This window comes from Pseudoclavibacter sp. 8L (assembly GCF_902506465.1).
Lineage (GTDB): Bacteria > Actinomycetota > Actinomycetes > Actinomycetales > Microbacteriaceae > Pseudoclavibacter.
On the sequence record NZ_LR733205.1, the window covers coordinates 1 to 14,167 of the forward strand.

General features: G+C 70.3%; 11 protein-coding genes and 1 pseudogene. 8 read left to right on the plus strand and 4 right to left on the minus strand.

The window, feature by feature from the left end; all coding sequences use genetic code 11:
• The 3 genes and pseudogenes from GV007_RS17850 to GV007_RS17860 form a co-directional block, all read right to left on the minus strand.
• Positions 1-395 (minus strand): annotated as a pseudogene (locus GV007_RS17850) (hypothetical protein); the annotation flags it as partial.
• Positions 392-1,306 carry a WcbI family polysaccharide biosynthesis putative acetyltransferase gene (locus GV007_RS17855; protein ID WP_160075025.1) on the minus strand — a complete coding sequence of 305 codons (915 nt, stop codon included), beginning with the start codon at positions 1,304-1,306 and terminating at the stop codon, positions 392-394. The pseudogene GV007_RS17850 and the gene GV007_RS17855, both read right to left, overlap by 4 nt.
• Before the next feature lie 52 nt (positions 1,307-1,358).
• The gene (locus GV007_RS17860; protein WP_160075027.1) at positions 1,359-2,372 is read right to left on the minus strand and encodes an epimerase; all 1,014 of its coding nucleotides are present in this window, start codon (positions 2,370-2,372) and stop codon (positions 1,359-1,361) included.
• Between the two features lie 26 nt (positions 2,373-2,398).
• On the opposite strand from GV007_RS17860, the gene GV007_RS17865 reads away from it, so the two are divergent.
• The 4 genes from GV007_RS17865 (at position 2,399) to GV007_RS17880 (ending at position 7,499) form a co-directional block, all read left to right on the plus strand.
• Entirely contained in the window at positions 2,399-3,097 is a 699-nt protein-coding gene (locus GV007_RS17865) for a TetR/AcrR family transcriptional regulator (protein ID WP_160075029.1), read from the plus strand.
• Complete coding sequence (locus tag GV007_RS19325) at positions 3,097-4,170, plus strand: DUF4166 domain-containing protein (RefSeq protein WP_268893500.1); 1,074 nt, start codon at positions 3,097-3,099, stop codon at positions 4,168-4,170. The genes GV007_RS17865 and GV007_RS19325 overlap by 1 nt, the downstream gene beginning before the upstream one ends.
• A gap of 94 nt (positions 4,171-4,264) precedes the next feature.
• Complete coding sequence (locus GV007_RS17875) at positions 4,265-5,686, plus strand: glucose-6-phosphate dehydrogenase (protein WP_160075031.1); 1,422 nt, start codon at positions 4,265-4,267, stop codon at positions 5,684-5,686.
• Positions 5,687-5,918: 232 nt separating this feature from the next.
• A complete protein-coding gene (locus tag GV007_RS17880; protein WP_160075033.1) occupies positions 5,919-7,499 on the plus strand; it encodes an aldehyde dehydrogenase (NADP(+)) in 1,581 nt (526 codons plus the stop codon).
• Between the two features lie 262 nt (positions 7,500-7,761).
• Here GV007_RS17880 and GV007_RS17885 read toward each other — a convergent pair whose 3' ends face one another.
• The gene (locus tag GV007_RS17885; protein WP_160075035.1) at positions 7,762-8,787 is read right to left on the minus strand and encodes a 2-hydroxyacid dehydrogenase; all 1,026 of its coding nucleotides are present in this window, start codon (positions 8,785-8,787) and stop codon (positions 7,762-7,764) included.
• 276 nt (positions 8,788-9,063) lie between these two features.
• Between GV007_RS17885 and GV007_RS17890 the strand changes: the two genes are divergently transcribed.
• The 4 genes from GV007_RS17890 (at position 9,064) to GV007_RS17905 (ending at position 13,578) form a co-directional block, all read left to right on the plus strand.
• A complete protein-coding gene (locus GV007_RS17890) occupies positions 9,064-10,683 on the plus strand; it encodes an ABC transporter substrate-binding protein (RefSeq protein ID WP_104331655.1) in 1,620 nt (539 codons plus the stop codon).
• A gap of 34 nt (positions 10,684-10,717) precedes the next feature.
• A complete protein-coding gene (locus tag GV007_RS17895; protein ID WP_160075037.1) occupies positions 10,718-11,746 on the plus strand; it encodes an ABC transporter permease in 1,029 nt (342 codons plus the stop codon).
• Positions 11,739-12,779 (plus strand): ABC transporter permease, encoded by a 1,041-nt coding sequence (locus GV007_RS17900; RefSeq protein WP_160075039.1) that lies wholly within the window; start codon positions 11,739-11,741, stop codon positions 12,777-12,779. The genes GV007_RS17895 and GV007_RS17900 overlap by 8 nt, the downstream gene beginning before the upstream one ends.
• 70 nt (positions 12,780-12,849) lie before the next feature.
• Positions 12,850-13,578, plus strand: coding sequence for a sulfite exporter TauE/SafE family protein (locus tag GV007_RS17905; RefSeq protein WP_160075041.1), 729 nt, complete (start codon positions 12,850-12,852; stop codon positions 13,576-13,578).
• The last annotated feature ends 589 nt before the right edge of the window (positions 13,579-14,167 follow it).

A 14,167-nucleotide genomic window follows, 5' to 3' on the forward strand; every position in this document is an offset into this window, starting at 1 on the left:
TCCACGCGTCTGCCGAGGGCGAGCTCGAGGAGCCGCTGCTCGTGGGCGCTGTTGCAGACGGTGCCGGCCGCGGCCTCGACGACCCTGCGGTAGCTGTCGGTACGGCGGGGGAATCCGCGTTCGCCGTCGGAGGGCTGGGGAACGTCGTGGAGGGTGACGCTGACGGGTCCTCGCGCGGCGAGGCGCTCGAACCGCTCGGCGGCGCGTTCGGGTGTGCTGCCCCAGAGGCGGTCGGTGAAGTGGACGTGCGCGAGCTGCGATGAGTCGAGTCCGTGGGCGCTGCGGTAAGTGACGGCGGAGTCGAGCTTCGCGACGGCCGTCGCGACGGCGCGCGCGTACTGGTCGACGCCGTGGGTCTCGTCGTCGCGGTGGAGGAGCAGGGGCGTGGTGCTCACGCCGCCCTCAGCGCTTCCATCGTCGCCCCGTGCCTGGCGAGCCCTGCCGCGACGGCGTCTGGGTGCTCTCGGTACCAGTCGAGGTGGGCATCGCGGATGCGGTCGGTCGCGACGGCCTCGCCATCGACGGTCCACGACTCGGTCGCGTCGTCCTCGAGACCCCACGCGTCGATGACCGACTGCTCGCGGGGTGCGTGGATGGAGTTCAGGATCTCGCGGTCGAGGGTGATGGCCACCTCCGGGAGGCCGAGGCGATCGCGCACGCGGCTCGCGGTCTCGAGCCAGATGGGGTTGCCGGGGTGGTTGATCGTGCGCGCCTGCGCGAACGTGGGGCGCCGGAAGAGGTCTGAGACCGTCACGGTGCCGTGGTGCTCCTCGCGGGTGCGCAGCTGGGCGATCGACTCGGCGGCGACGGCGGCGATCGCGTTCCGCGAGGCGGACGCGGGGAGCGCATCCACCCCCGCCGCCTCGGCCAGGATGCGGAGGTCGTGGTACGGCACGAGGGGCGGCACCAGCGAGGTGTCGGACGGTGGGCGGATGATCGCCTGGAACGGGTAGAGGCCAGCGAACCGGATGACGGGGAACAGGGCCACGCGCGCGTCGCTTGGCAGCTGTGCTGCGAGCTGTCGAGTGCCGACGGGCAGCCCGCGGTAGTCGTCGCGCACGGGCTGGGAGACGAGGAAGCTCGCGCGGCCGAGCCAGGCCTCGAGGTACGGGAGGTCGGTGGCCTCGAGCTCGTGCACCGGCGGCGTGCGCACGAAGCGGACGTCGTCACCGAGCGCGAGACGGAGCGATTCTGCCTGGCAGTTGCCGATGGCGAGCCCGACGGGGCGGTCGTCCTCGGAAACGGGGCCGTTCTCGGGTGCGAAGAACTCCGCGAGGTGCGCGAGGCGTGCGGTGGCGTGCGTCATCGAGGGGAGCGTTCTCCGAACCTGCCGAGGTGGGTGGGGGTGGGGGTGCGGCTCAGCCTAGCTCCCGGGCGACCTGCCGCAGCGTGGGGTTGAGTTCGGGGTGCACAAAGTGGTAGCCGGCTTCCGTGAGGCGCTCGGGCAGCACCCACCGGCTCTTCAGGATGAGCTCGGGCTCGGTGCGCAGCACGGCCATCGCGGGCTCGAGCATCCACCGCCAGGAAGGCATGCCGAAGGGGGCCCGCACGGCGCGGCGGATGCCGGCCATGAGGGTTCGGTTGTCGCTCGGGTTCGGGCTGGACACGTTCACGACGCCGTCGAGCTCCGCTCGGTCGAGGAGGAAGCGGACGGCACCGACGACGTCGTCGACGTGCACCCAGCTGAACTTCTGGCGGCCTCGCGTGCGGTACTGCGGGGCGCGTCCGTCGCCGCTCGGCGCGCTGCCGATGCCCCGGTAGCGACGGTGGTTCGGCGCCCAGCCGTCGATGTTGGGCCCGCCGAGGCCGATGCGCGCAAGCGTGAACAGCTTGCTCGCAGCGGGGCCGTCGCCGAGCACGATCGCCATGCGGAGCGCAACCCGACGAGTGGCGGGCAGCTCGCCCTCGAAGAACGCGCGCTCCCAGCTGCGGGCGACGTCGACGGAGAAGCCCTGCCCCAGTTCGCCGGTCGACTCCGTGTTCGGTCGGTCGGTGGCGTGACGGTAGATGGTGGCCGTCGACGCGTTGAACCAGACGCGCGGAGGAGCGGCCGCGGTCTTGACGGCGGACCGCAGTGCGCTCGTCGTCTCGACCCGCGAGCGCAGGATCTCGTTCCTGTTGGCATCGGTGTAGCGGCAGTTGACGGACTTGCCGGCGAGGTTGATAACCACCTCTGAGCCGTCGATGGCCCGCCGGATCGCCGCGGGATCGTCCCAGCGCACCGACTCGTGCCTGCCGATTCGCGTGATCTCCCAGCCGTCGCGCTCGAAATCGGCGGCGAGGGCTCGGCCCACGAAGCCGCTTGCCCCGGCGATGACGACGCGGCGTCGGCTGGTGGCGGGGGAATGCTCGGCGTGGTTCTTCGGTTCCATGTGGCCGAGTGTAGTACTTTCTGAACATGTTCAGTTCTGAGAGCGGCGAGTCGATCGAACCGGGAGCGGCACCCACGAAGCGCGAGCGGACCCGCGCCCTGATCCGCGACATCGCACTCCGGTCCTTCCGCGAGCGCGGGTACGACGCCACGACGGTGCGGCGCATCGCCGACGAGGCCGGGGTGTCGGTCGGCACCACCAACTACCACTTCGCCACCAAGAACCACCTCGTGCAGGAGCTGTACCTCGATGTCCAACTCGGGCACGCCGCCGCAGCGGAACCACAGCTCGACGGAGTGCGCGACCTCGTCGATCGCCTCGCCGTCGTCTACCGCACCGGACTCGAGCAGCTGGAGCCCTACCACTCGCACGCCCCGGAGTTCCTCGCGGCCTCGGTGTCGCCGCGCTCGCCCATCAACCCGCTCTCCGAGGAGTCGGCGCCGGCGCTCGCGGTGATCCGGGGGCTCTTCGAACGCGCCGTCGAGGGGGCGAAGTCGCCGCTTCCCGACGAGTTCAGGGCTGGCCTGCCACAGGCGCTCGTGCTGAGCCACCTGCTGCTCGCGCTGCTCTGGGTCTACGACTCCTCGCCTGGGCGCGAGCGCACGAGCCGCATCCTGGACCGCGCGCTCAACCTGCTGCGGATGACGCTGCCGCTCACTCGGATCCCCGTCGTGCGGGCCCCGCTGCGCGAGCTCTTCGCGCTGGCCTCCGATGTGAGGGCCTGATGGGCGGGGGAGAGGGTGCGGCGGAGCGCGGGGTAGAGCGCGGAACTGAGCGCGGGGCTGGCGTCGCGGCCGGGGTCGAGGCTGACGTCGGGGCTGGCGACGGACTCGGCGGCGGGTCTGGCGATGAGCCCCGGGTTGCGGGGGCCCGGGCTGCGGGGTCGCTGTCCGTCTCCGAGGCGGTGCTCGGTGACGACTTCGCGCGCCTCGACGCCCAGCTCCAGCGCTACTTCGGGCCGATCCCGGCCGGGCACGAGGGCCGCGGGCGAGGCGTCTACGCCTGGGCGGGTTCTCCGTACCGGCTGCTGCGCCCGGTGCTTGCCTGGCTCGCGTGGCGTCACGTCCTCTTCCCCGAGCGCGGCCGCGACGTGCCATTCACCGTCGTGAACCGGCCGGAGGGGGCCGAGGTGCTCTCCGCGCGACGGGAGTTCGAGTTTTCCCACGTGACCCGCGTCATGGAGGACACCATGAGCGTCATCCGCAGCCCGGGAACGCGGCCGCGCCTCATCGACCGGCTTGGAAGGCGTCGTGGGCTCGAGGTCGAGCTCGAGCTGTCCGTCGATGAGGGCGGTCTGCGGATGCGATCGACGCGGCTCGCGCTCCGGCTCCGGGTGCCGCGCCTGCCGACGTGCGGGGTGCGCGACGTGCGCCGGGTGCGCGGCGTGCGCCGGGTGCGCGGCGTGCGCGGCGTGCGCGGCGTGCGCGGCGTGCGCGGCGTGCGCGGGGCGTGCGCCGCGTCACCCATCCGGCACCTGCGCATCCCGCTGCCGCGCATCGTGACCATGACGCTCGACGAGCGCGCGCATCCGGACGGCGACGGGCGCCAGTGCGTCGACGTGCGCCTGCGGGCGCCGCTGCTCGGAGATGTCTTCCGCTACCTCGGCGAGTTCGAGTACGGCATCGTGCCGGTGTCAGTCCCGGTGCCGGAGCCGGAGCCACTGCCGAAACCGGAGCCGGTGCCAGAGCCGCTGCCAGTGCCGAAACCGGAGCCGGAGCCAGAGGCACTGCCAGTGCCGAAACCGGAGCCGCTGTCGAGGTCGGGCGACTCCGGAGGATTCCCGGGCACGAGCGCGTAGTCTCGCGCCGGAGCGAGCCGCACCGAGAGCAGCATTCCCAGACCAGCATCCCAAGACCAGCATCCCGAGATCAGCATTGCGAGGCCGCATGGACATGAGCACCGAGACGCCCGAGATTCCGGAGATCGCCATCGGCGGCCCGATCAGGCGCACGATCGCCATCCTCGGCGCGGGCGGCGACCTGACGGAGCGACTGCTGCTGCCCGGCATCGCGAAGGTCGTCGACGCGAGCCCGGAGATCGAGGTACACCTCATCGGGGCTGCCCGCACGCCGCAGTCCCGCGACGAGTGGCGGGGCGTGGTTCGTCGCAGCCTCAAGGCCGCCGGCGTCTCCGCCGCGACCATCGACGGTCTCGTGGCGAGGTCCGAGTTCGTGGCGACCGACGCATCGTCGCCCGAGGAGCTGCGGGAGCTGCTCGATGCGTGCCCGACCGCGCCGCTGCTCTACATCGCCCTGCCGCCCGCCATGGGCAAGAAGGTCGCCGCGGCGCTTGCCGAGCTCGAGCTGCCGGGAGAGCTGCGGATCGCGATCGAGAAGCCCTTCGGCGAGAGCGAGGCCGACGCGCGGGAACTCAACGATGCACTCGCCGAGGTCGTTCCCGATGAGCGGCTGTGGCGCATCGACCACTTCCTGGGCACGCCGGCCGCCCTCGAGCTGATGCGCTCACGCGAGGTCGTCGACGCGAGCGGCGTCCCCCGCCTCGAGGCGAGCCAGGGCGGCGCCCTCGGGCGGGTCGAGATCGTCTTCGAGGAGGAGCTCGGCATCGAGGGGCGCGGTGCCTTCTACGACGAGACCGGTGCGCTGCGCGACATGCTGCAGAGCCACCTCATGCTCATGCTCACGCTCACGGCCATGGAGCGGCCGGGCGGCCAGGAAGGCAGGCGCGAGGGGGCGCACGACGGCGAGGGGGTGTATGACGGCGAGGGGATGCACGACGGCGAGGGGGTGCACGACGGCGAGGGGGCGCACGACGGCGAGCCGGGCAGCACGCTCGACGACGCCATGATCGCCGTGCTCCGCAACGTGAGCGTGTGGGACGACGAGCCGGTCTCGGCACGCCGGGCGCGCTACACGGCGGGTGATGTGGGCGGCAAGCAGCTCCCGGCGTACGTCGAAGAGGAGGATGTGGATCCCGAGCGCGGCACCGAGACGCTCGCGGAGATCACGCTGCGGGTTGAGACGCCGAGGTGGCGGGGCATCCCGTTCCTCCTGCGCTCCGGGAAGGCCATCGGGGCAGCGCGGCAGGAGATCATCCTGACGCCCGCCGATCCGGGCACGGAGCCGACGCGCATCCCGCTCGATGCCCCGGCCGACGACAACAGTGCTGACCCCTACGCGAGGGTGATCGCCGGCATGCTCGGCGGCAGCACGCTGCTCTCCGTGCGCGGCGACGTTGCCGAGGAGCTCTGGCGCATCGTGGGTCCCGTGCTCGACGCGTGGGATCGGGACGCGGACGACCTGGGGGAGTACGAGGCCGGCTCGGCGGGGAAAGTCGGGGACGAGGGCGGCCGCTGAGCGGTTCAGGCCCGAACCCGCCCCGCCTCGCCTCGCCCCGCCCCGCCCCAGGAGGAGTGCACGTGCCGCGTGCATGTCGAATCGGCATCGGGTCATGCAGATTCTGAAGCGCCACTGTCGGTGGCCGGCCATAGCCTCGAAGGAGGACTCACCACGGCACGAGGCTCACACCACAGCACGAGGCTCGCGCCAACGCACGAGGCTCACTTCAACGCACGAAGAAAGGCACGCAATGACGCTGGCACCACATTCGCTCATCGCCGGAAGCAGCGAACTCGGGGGTGGCGACGAGCTCGTTGCTCGCCGCGCCGCGGACGGGGCGGTGCTCGCGCCGACCTTCCGCAGCAACACAAGCGAGGAGCTCGAGGCCGCCGTCCAGGCGGCGCACGAGGCGTTCGACGAGTACCGTTCGACGTCGCCGGCTGCCCGGGCGGCCTTCCTGGAGCGGATCGCGGCGGAGATCGAGGCCGACAAGGACGAGATCATCGCCCGCGCCCACGAGGAGACCGGGCTTCCTGTCGCGCGCCTGACCGGTGAGGTCGGGCGCACGACCGGCCAGCTCCGGCTCTTCGCCAAGGTCGTGGCCGAGGGCAGCTGGCAGGGGGCCCGCATCGATGAGGCGCTGCCAGACAGGGCGCCCCTCCCGCGCGCCGACATCCGCCAGCGGAAGATCCCGCTCGGCCCCGTCGCCGTCTTCGGAGCGAGCAACTTCCCGCTCGCGTTCTCGACGGCAGGCGGCGACACGGCCTCCGCGCTCGCGTCGGGCAGCCCCGTCGTGGTGAAGGCGCACAGCGGACACCTGGGCACGGCGGCGCTTGTCGGCCACGCGATCGCGCGCGCCGTCGAGGCCTCCGGCCTGCCGAGCGGCGTCTTCTCGCAGCTGTTCGGCTCCGGGCGGGTCATCGGGCAGGGCCTCGTCGCCGACCCACGCATCAAGGCGGTGGGCTTCACCGGCTCACGTTCCGGTGGGCTCGCCCTCGTGCGTGTCGCCCAGCAGCGGGCGGAGCCGATTCCGGTGTACGCCGAGATGAGCAGCGTCAACCCCGTGTTCGTCCTGTCGGCGGCACTCGCCGCCGATCCTGCGAAGGTCGCAGCCGACTACGTCGGATCGCTCACGCTGGGCTCCGGGCAGTTCTGCACCAACCCCGGCGTCGTTCTCGTGCCGAGCGGTGAGTCGGGCGACGCCTTCCTCGCCGAGGTGGGCATCCGCATCGCCGCGGCGAGCGGTCAGACCATGCTGACGTCCGGCATCGGCGACGCCTACCGCGAAGGGGTCGCCGAACGCGAGGCCTCCGGTGCGACGGTCGTCGCGCGTGGGCAGGCCGACACGGCGGCAAACGCTCCGGCGCCGATCGTGTTCAGCGATGCCGTCGAGGCGTTCGGCGAGGCGCTCGAGGGCGAGATCTTCGGCGCCGCTGGGCTCGTCCTGCGCTACGACGGCACCGAGCAGCTGCGCGAGTTCGCGGAGCAGCTCGAGGGGCAGCTGACGGCGACGGTCCTCGCGGCCGACGCCGACGCCGACGAGGCCCGAGCCCTCCTGCCCGTGCTCGAGCGCAAGGTGGGGCGCATCCTCTTCAACGGCTGGCCCACTGGCGTCGAGGTCGGCTACTCGATGGTGCACGGCGGGCCGTACCCGGCGACGTCGGATGCGCGCTCGACGTCGGTCGGGGCGCTCGCCATCGAACGGTTCCTGCGCCCCGTCGCCTACCAGGACGTGCCAGACGCTCTACTCCCGGAGGCGCTGCGCGACGACAACGAGTGGGGCGTTCCTCGCCTGGTCGAAGGACGCATCCAGCTGCCCGCACAGTATTGAGTCGCCGCCGGTCGTGCTGAGTCGCCGCCGGTCGTGCTGAGTCACCACCGGTCGTGCTGAGTCGCCGCCGGTAGCTGGTTGCCACCGGGAGTCCTGCGTTGACACCGGTTCCGAGACCATCGACCGCCTCGTGTCATCAGGTGCGCTGAGCGCGCCGCTGGCTTGCTGAGCACTCCGCAGGTGTGCCGTGCAGTCCACCGGATTGCTGAGCAAGCGGTGTGCTGAGTGCTGCCCTGGCGCGCTCAGTTCCGCGCTGGGCTGCTCAGAGCCTCACAGGGGTGAGCAGGGTGCCGTTCTCGAGCCAGGAGGCGAGGTTGTCGAGGACGAGCTGACGCATGTCGGCTCGGGTCTCGACGGTCCCGCTGCCGAGGTGGGGGAGCAGGACGACGTTGTCGAGGTCGAGGAGCTCCTCTGGCACGTTCGGCTCGTCGGCGAACACGTCGAGGCCGGCTCCGCGGATCGTGCCGGTCGTCAGGGCGGCCACAAGCGCGTCCTCGTCGACGACGGACCCCCGAGAGATGTTCACGAGCACCCCGTCCGGGCCGAGCGCCTCGAGGACTTCTGCGGAGATGAGCTTCTGCGAGTCCGCGCCTCCCGCGGCGGCCACGACCAGGGCGTCGCTACGGCGTGCGAGCTCGACGAGCGAGTCGACGTACGGGAACGGGGAGCCAGGGATCTCGCGGCGGTTGTGGTAGCTGATGCGGCAGTCGAAGCCCTGCAGACGCTGCGCGATGGCCGAGCCGATTCGGCCGAGGCCGACGATGCCGACTCTGGTCCCCGTGAATCTGGTCGTGAGCGGGAAGTTGCCCGACGTCCAGGACCCGGCTCGAACGTAGCGGTCCGAGGCGCTGATGCCCCGGTACACGTCGAGCAGGAGCGAGAGGGCGGTGTCGGCGACGCAGTCGTTCAGGACATCGGGGGTGTTGCTGAGCGCGATGCCGCGCTCACGGGCTGCGGCGGTGTCGGTCGTGTCGTAGCCGACCCCGAAATTCACGATCGCCTCGAGGGCGGGGAGACGGTCCATGAGCGCCGCGGACACGCCGAATCGTCCGCCCGTGACGACGACGCGCACCTGCGTGAGCTCCCGCTCGCGCTCCGGTGTCAGCTCGTCGGCGACGGCCGAGATGAGCGGAGCGTCGAACTCGGCGATGAGCTCCTTCTCCAGCTGCGGCATGAGCGGTCCGACGCGCAGCACGGTGGCCGCAGTGCCGGGCGAGGGAGGTACGGGCGTGGTGTCCGGCGAGCCGATGGGAGCGGTGGCTGGGGTCGACGCGAGAGGGGTTTCCATGTCTGGATCGTAGGACGCACGACCGATGCTGGTCCAAGATGCACTTTGCATAGATTGATTCACTCGGAGCATTGATGTGTGTGTTGCCAGTAATCACAAGGGAACGCGGGTCGCTAGTGTTGAGTCCGGCCCCGCGCCTCCCGCCGTCCCCCGCGGCTCCCTCGCTCAGCTGTGTTGACGCCGCCGAATCGGCGGACACAAGCTGAAGGCGTCTCAACGAGGAGAACCACTGACTCAGGGCAAGGCTCTCGAGTTCACAACACCGGAGGAACAACGATGTCTTCTTCACACGAACCGTCCCCGACGATCGGGCGATCCCCAGCTCACCGGCCGTCACGCACACGCCGTCCCATCGCATCCGTCACCAAGGCCGTCGCCGTTGGAGCCGCCGCGCTGCTCCTCACGAGCTGCGCCGTCGCCAACTCGGACGGCGCCGCGGGCGGCACTGGCGGTGGAGCAGCCGGCGCGCTCCGGGTCGTCCTCCAGCAGGAGCCGCCGACGCTCGAGCCCTGCGAGGCGAACCTCACCTCGACGGGCGTCGTCGTGCGCTCCAACATCACGGAGCCGCTCATCGAGCGCAACCCCACGACGGGCGACCTCGACCCGCTGCTCGCGACCGAATGGGAGCAGACGAGCGACACCGAGTGGACCTTCACGCTGCGTGACGACGTCACCTTCCAGGACGGCACGCCCTTCGACGCAGAGGCGGCCGCCTTCTCGATCGACCGCGCCGTGAACAGCGACCTCGGCTGCAACGTCGAGGGCTACGTCTTCGGCGAGACCGACCTCGAGGTGAACGCGGTCGACGCGACGACGCTCACGGTCACGACGCCAGAGGCTGACCCCATCCTGCCCCTGAAGCTGTCCTTCATCGAGATCGTCCCGACCACGACGAGCACCACCGACAAGGTGCGCGAGCCCATCGGCACCGGCCCGTACCAGATCGGGCAGTGGGACGTGGGAACGAAGCTCACGCTGAACGCGTACGACGGCTACTGGGGCGACGCCCCCGCCTACCCGCAGGTCGACTACCAGTGGCGCGGCGAGGGCACAGTCCGTGCCGCCATGATCACGGGCGGCGAAGCCGACATCGCGATGGGCCTCAGCCCGGATGACGGCATCGGCGAGAACGGCGTCAGCTACCCGAACAACGAGACGATCGCGCTCCGCTTCTCGGGCGACATCGCGCCGCTGGATGACATCCGCGTCCGTCAGGCGATCAACTTCGCCGTCGACAAGGAGGGCATCATCTCCTCCCTCTACCCGAACGGCGACGTCGTCGCCTCGCAGCTGATCCCCGAAGGTGTCGTCGGACACAATGACTCGCTCGAGCCGTGGGCGTTCGACCTCGACAAGGCGAAGGCGCTCGTCGCCGAGGCCAAGGCTGACGGCGTCCCAGTGGACACGAAGATCACCCTCGTGACGCGGACGGCGCAGTTCCCGAAGGTCAACGAGCTCTCGCAGGTCCTGCAGGAGCAGCTCACCCAGGCGGGCCTGAACGTCGAGCTCCGCATGGTCGACACGACGCAGCACCTCCAGTACCAGCTGCGCCCGTTCGTCACGAACGAGGGCCCCATCGCGCTGCTCGTGCAGCACGGCAACCAGGCCGGTGACGCCCAGTTCACGGTCGACCAGTACATGAGCTCCACGGGAGCCCAGTCGACGTTCGGCACCCCCGAGTTCGACCAGAAGCTCGACGATGCGGCGAAGACCTCCGGCGACGAGCGACAGACGGCCTACGAGCAGATCTTCGCCGACCAGAACGAGGAGATCGTGCAGTTCGCGCACATCGCGCACCAGACCGGCCTCCTCGGCATCGCGTCTGGCATCACCTACGAGCCGAACTCGGCGAGCGGCGACGAGCTGCGCATCGCCGAGGTGAAGCCAGCGGCCTGACGGCCGCCCGCCACCCCGGAGAAAGCAGCCGCTCATGTGGACTTATCTCAGAACCAGAATCGTCTCCAGCCTGCTGCCGCTCGTGGCCGTCGTCCTCGGCGTGTTCATCCTGGCTCGCCTCACCGGAAACCCGGCGAGCCTCTACCTGCCGCTCAACGCGACGGAGCAGATGAAAGAGGACTTCGCGGTCCGCAACGGGCTCGACCAGCCGCTGTGGATGCAGATCGTCAACTACTTCTCCGGGGTGCTGCGCTTCGACTTCGGCGAGTCCCTCCGAACGGGAGAGCCCGCAGCAGCCATGGTGCTGCGGGCCTTCCCGGCCACGCTGCAGCTGGCCGGCGTCACGATGCTCCTCACCGTGGTCCTCGCCGTCATCATCGGCAGCTGGGCGGCGCTCAAGCCCAACGGCGTCGCCGACCGCATCGCCAGCTTCTTCTCGATGGCCGCCGCCAGCGTTCCGGACTTCTGGCTGGCCATCATGGGCATCTGGATCTTCGCGATCACGCTCGGCTGGCTGCCCACCTCGGGCGTCGACAGCGGCGGGCTCTCCTGGATCCTCCCCATAGCCACGCTCATGCTGAGGCCCGTCGGGGTGCTCACGCAGATCGTCCGCGGCTCCATGGTGAGCGTGCTCGGGCAGCCGTTCATCAAGGTGGCCCGCAGCAAGGGTGCAGGCCAGCTCCGGGTCGTGTTCAAGCATGCGCTCCGCAACGCGGCGGCCCCCGCCCTGACGGTGGCGGGTGACCTCACCGTCGGCCTCATCAACGGCGCGGTCGTCGTCGAGACGATCTTCGGCTGGCCCGGCATCGGGAAGCTCATGATCGACTCGATCCTGCAACGCGACTTCGCCGTGCTGCAGGCCGCCGTGCTCATCACAGCACTGTCGATCTTCATCCTCAACATCCTCATCGACCTCGGCTACGCGCTCCTCGACCCACGGGTCAGGCCCGCCGCGAAGCAGTCGCGCATCCGCCCGACGAACAAGGACGACAATCGGGATGCGGCCGGCGCTGCCGCTCGCACCTCCGGCAGCAACGCAGAGAAGGGCAAGGCGCATGTCTGACCCCCAGAACACACCGGTCTCGGGTGGCCCGAGCACGGGAGCTGCACCGCAGCAGCCGCCCGCGACGACAAACGTGCTCCTGCAGAAGGAGAAGCGCGAGCGGAATGTCGCGGAGCGGCCCTCCATGTTCACGCTGCTGCTCAAGGACAAGGTCGCGACGGTTGCGGCCGCCGTCCTCGCCGTCGTCGCCGTCGTGGCGGTCTTCGGCCCGCTCATGGTGGGTGAGCTCGCGTCGAAACAGGACCTCACGGCGATCAACCTGGCCCCGTTCAGCCTCGACAACGGCTGGGCGTTCATCCTCGGCAGCGACTCGCTCGGCCGCAGCATGCTGGCGCGCCTCGTCATCGCGACGGGGACGACGCTCGGCGTCGCGGTTCCCGCCGTGCTCGTGGCGCTCATCATCGGCTCCATCTGGGGCGTCTGGGCCGGCTACTTCCGAGGCTGGCGCGAGTCGGTGTCGATGCGCATCGCCGACATCATCATGAGCTTCCCGTCGCTGCTGCTCGCCGTCGTCATCCTGTACGTCTTCAACCCGAGCCTCGCGAACATCGTGGCGGTGCTCGCGCTGACCCGCATCCCGATCTACCTGCGTACCGCGAGGGCCGAGGCCGCTGAACTGCGGTCGCGCATGTTCGTGGATGCGGCGACCAACTTCGGGACCAAGCCGCGGAGCATCATCTTCCGCCACATCGTGCCGAACGTCGTGCCGACCCTCGTCACGCTCGCGACGCTCGAGTTCTGCTACGTCATGCTCGCGGAGTCGTCGCTGAGCTTCCTCGGCATCGGCGTGCAGTCACCAGACGTCAGCTGGGGCCTCATGGTGGCGCAGGGACGCCAGTACCTGCAGCAGGCCTGGTGGCTCTCGGTGCTCCCCGGCCTCGCGATCGTCATCACGGCCGTCGCCGCGAACGTGCTCGCCTCCTGGCTGCGCATCGCGACCGACCCGAACCAGAAGTGGCGCCTCATGCAGAAGGCCACCAAGGTGAAGCTCCGCCCGGCGCTCCCCACGCGCGAGCCCGCCGGCGAGGTGTGAACCTCATCCAGGATCTGCAATCCGAGCCTGCGGTTGGCGCCGCAGTCACCCACTCGGCCGGAGTCGCACGATGACTCCGGCCGAGTGGGTTGCGCTTGTCGTCATCTTCCTCGCCGCCTCCTGCCTGCAGGCCGGCATCGGCTTCGGCATGGGGATGCTCGCGGCACCGTTCATCGCGCTCATCGACCCGGCCCTCCTGCCGGCGACCGTCATCATCATGTCGATCCTCCTCACCTCGATCGTGACGGTCGCCGAGAAGGACTCGCTCGACCTGCGGGGTGCGGGCTGGGCCCTCGTCGGCCGCGTTCCCGGGAGCGTCGCGGGGGCACTGCTCGTCACGGTCATGGCACCCGCCGTGCTCTCGTGGGTAGTGGTCGCGACCGTCGTCACCGGCGTCGTGTTCTCGCTGCGCGGATGGGCCCCGAAGGTCACCAGGTGGTCGCAGATCGTGGCGGGCGCCGCATCCGGCGTCATGGGCACCACCACCTCCATCGGTGGGGCGCCCATGGCCATCATCTGGCAGGGCTCGGACTCGGCTCGCCTGCGGGGCACGCTGTCGGCGTTCCTGCTCGTCGGGTCGATCATCTCGTTCGGCCTGCTGGTCGCCTTCGGCGCGGTCGCACCGCAGACGTGGCTCGTCGTCGTGTGGATGATCCCCGTCGTGCTGCTCGGCTTCGTCGCGAGCAGATTCATCACGCCGCATCTCGACAAGACGCGCACGAAGCGGCTCGCGCTCGGCGCATCCCTCCTCGGCTGCGCGCTCCTCGTGGTGACGCAGCTCGTGCAGCTGCTCGCCTGAGCGCTCGCGCTCGCGCTCGCGCTCGCGCCCGCGCCTGCTTCTGTGTCTGCTCCCTTGCAGCGCAGACCTGGGGTTCGCGCATCCTGCCGGGCAGCCGTTGACGTCGAACCCCCAGGTCTGTGGGGGCGCCGGGCGCGCTGTGCAGATCTGGGGGTTGCGCACGTGTTGGGCTGGGTGTGGGTGCTGATGTCCCGGGTTTGTGGGGAAGCGCCGGGCGCGCTGTGCAGGCCTTGGGGTTGCGCATGTGTTGGGTCGTGCGTGGGTGCCGAAGTCCCGGGTTTGTGGGGAAGCGCCGGGCGCGCTGTGCAGACCTTGGGGTTGCGCACTTGTGGGGCCGGGCGTGGGTGCTGAAGTCCCGGGTTTCTGGGGGCGCGGGGGCGTGCTGTGCAGACCTTGGCGTTGCGCACCTGTTGAGCTGGGTGTGGGTGCTGAAGTCCCAGGTTTGTGGGGAAGCGCCGGGCGCGCTCTGCAGACCTTGGGGTTGCGCACCTGTTGGGTCGTGCGTGGGTGCTGAAGTCCCAGGTTTGTGGGGATGCGGGGGCGCGGCGTGCAGATCTGGGGGTTGCGCACCTGTTGGGCCGGGTGTGGG

Excerpts from the sequence above, each read along its gene's own strand:
- GV007_RS17890 (WP_104331655.1), top strand. The coding sequence starts at position 9,064 with ATGTCTTCTTCACACGAACCGTCCCCGACGATCGGGCGATCCCCAGCT.
- GV007_RS17905 (WP_160075041.1), top strand. The coding sequence starts at position 12,850 with ATGACTCCGGCCGAGTGGGTTGCGCTTGTCGTCATCTTCCTCGCCGCC.
- GV007_RS17855 (WP_160075025.1), bottom strand. The coding sequence starts at position 1,306 with ATGACGCACGCCACCGCACGCCTCGCGCACCTCGCGGAGTTCTTCGCA.
- GV007_RS17885 (WP_160075035.1), bottom strand. The coding sequence starts at position 8,787 with ATGGAAACCCCTCTCGCGTCGACCCCAGCCACCGCTCCCATCGGCTCG.
- GV007_RS17875 (WP_160075031.1), top strand. The coding sequence starts at position 4,265 with ATGAGCACCGAGACGCCCGAGATTCCGGAGATCGCCATCGGCGGCCCG.
- GV007_RS19325 (WP_268893500.1), top strand. The coding sequence starts at position 3,097 with ATGGGCGGGGGAGAGGGTGCGGCGGAGCGCGGGGTAGAGCGCGGAACT.
- GV007_RS17895 (WP_160075037.1), top strand. The coding sequence starts at position 10,718 with ATGTGGACTTATCTCAGAACCAGAATCGTCTCCAGCCTGCTGCCGCTC.
- GV007_RS17865 (WP_160075029.1), top strand. The coding sequence starts at position 2,399 with ATGTTCAGTTCTGAGAGCGGCGAGTCGATCGAACCGGGAGCGGCACCC.
- GV007_RS17880 (WP_160075033.1), top strand. The coding sequence starts at position 5,919 with ATGACGCTGGCACCACATTCGCTCATCGCCGGAAGCAGCGAACTCGGG.
- GV007_RS17860 (WP_160075027.1), bottom strand. The coding sequence starts at position 2,372 with ATGGAACCGAAGAACCACGCCGAGCATTCCCCCGCCACCAGCCGACGC.
- GV007_RS17900 (WP_160075039.1), top strand. The coding sequence starts at position 11,739 with ATGTCTGACCCCCAGAACACACCGGTCTCGGGTGGCCCGAGCACGGGA.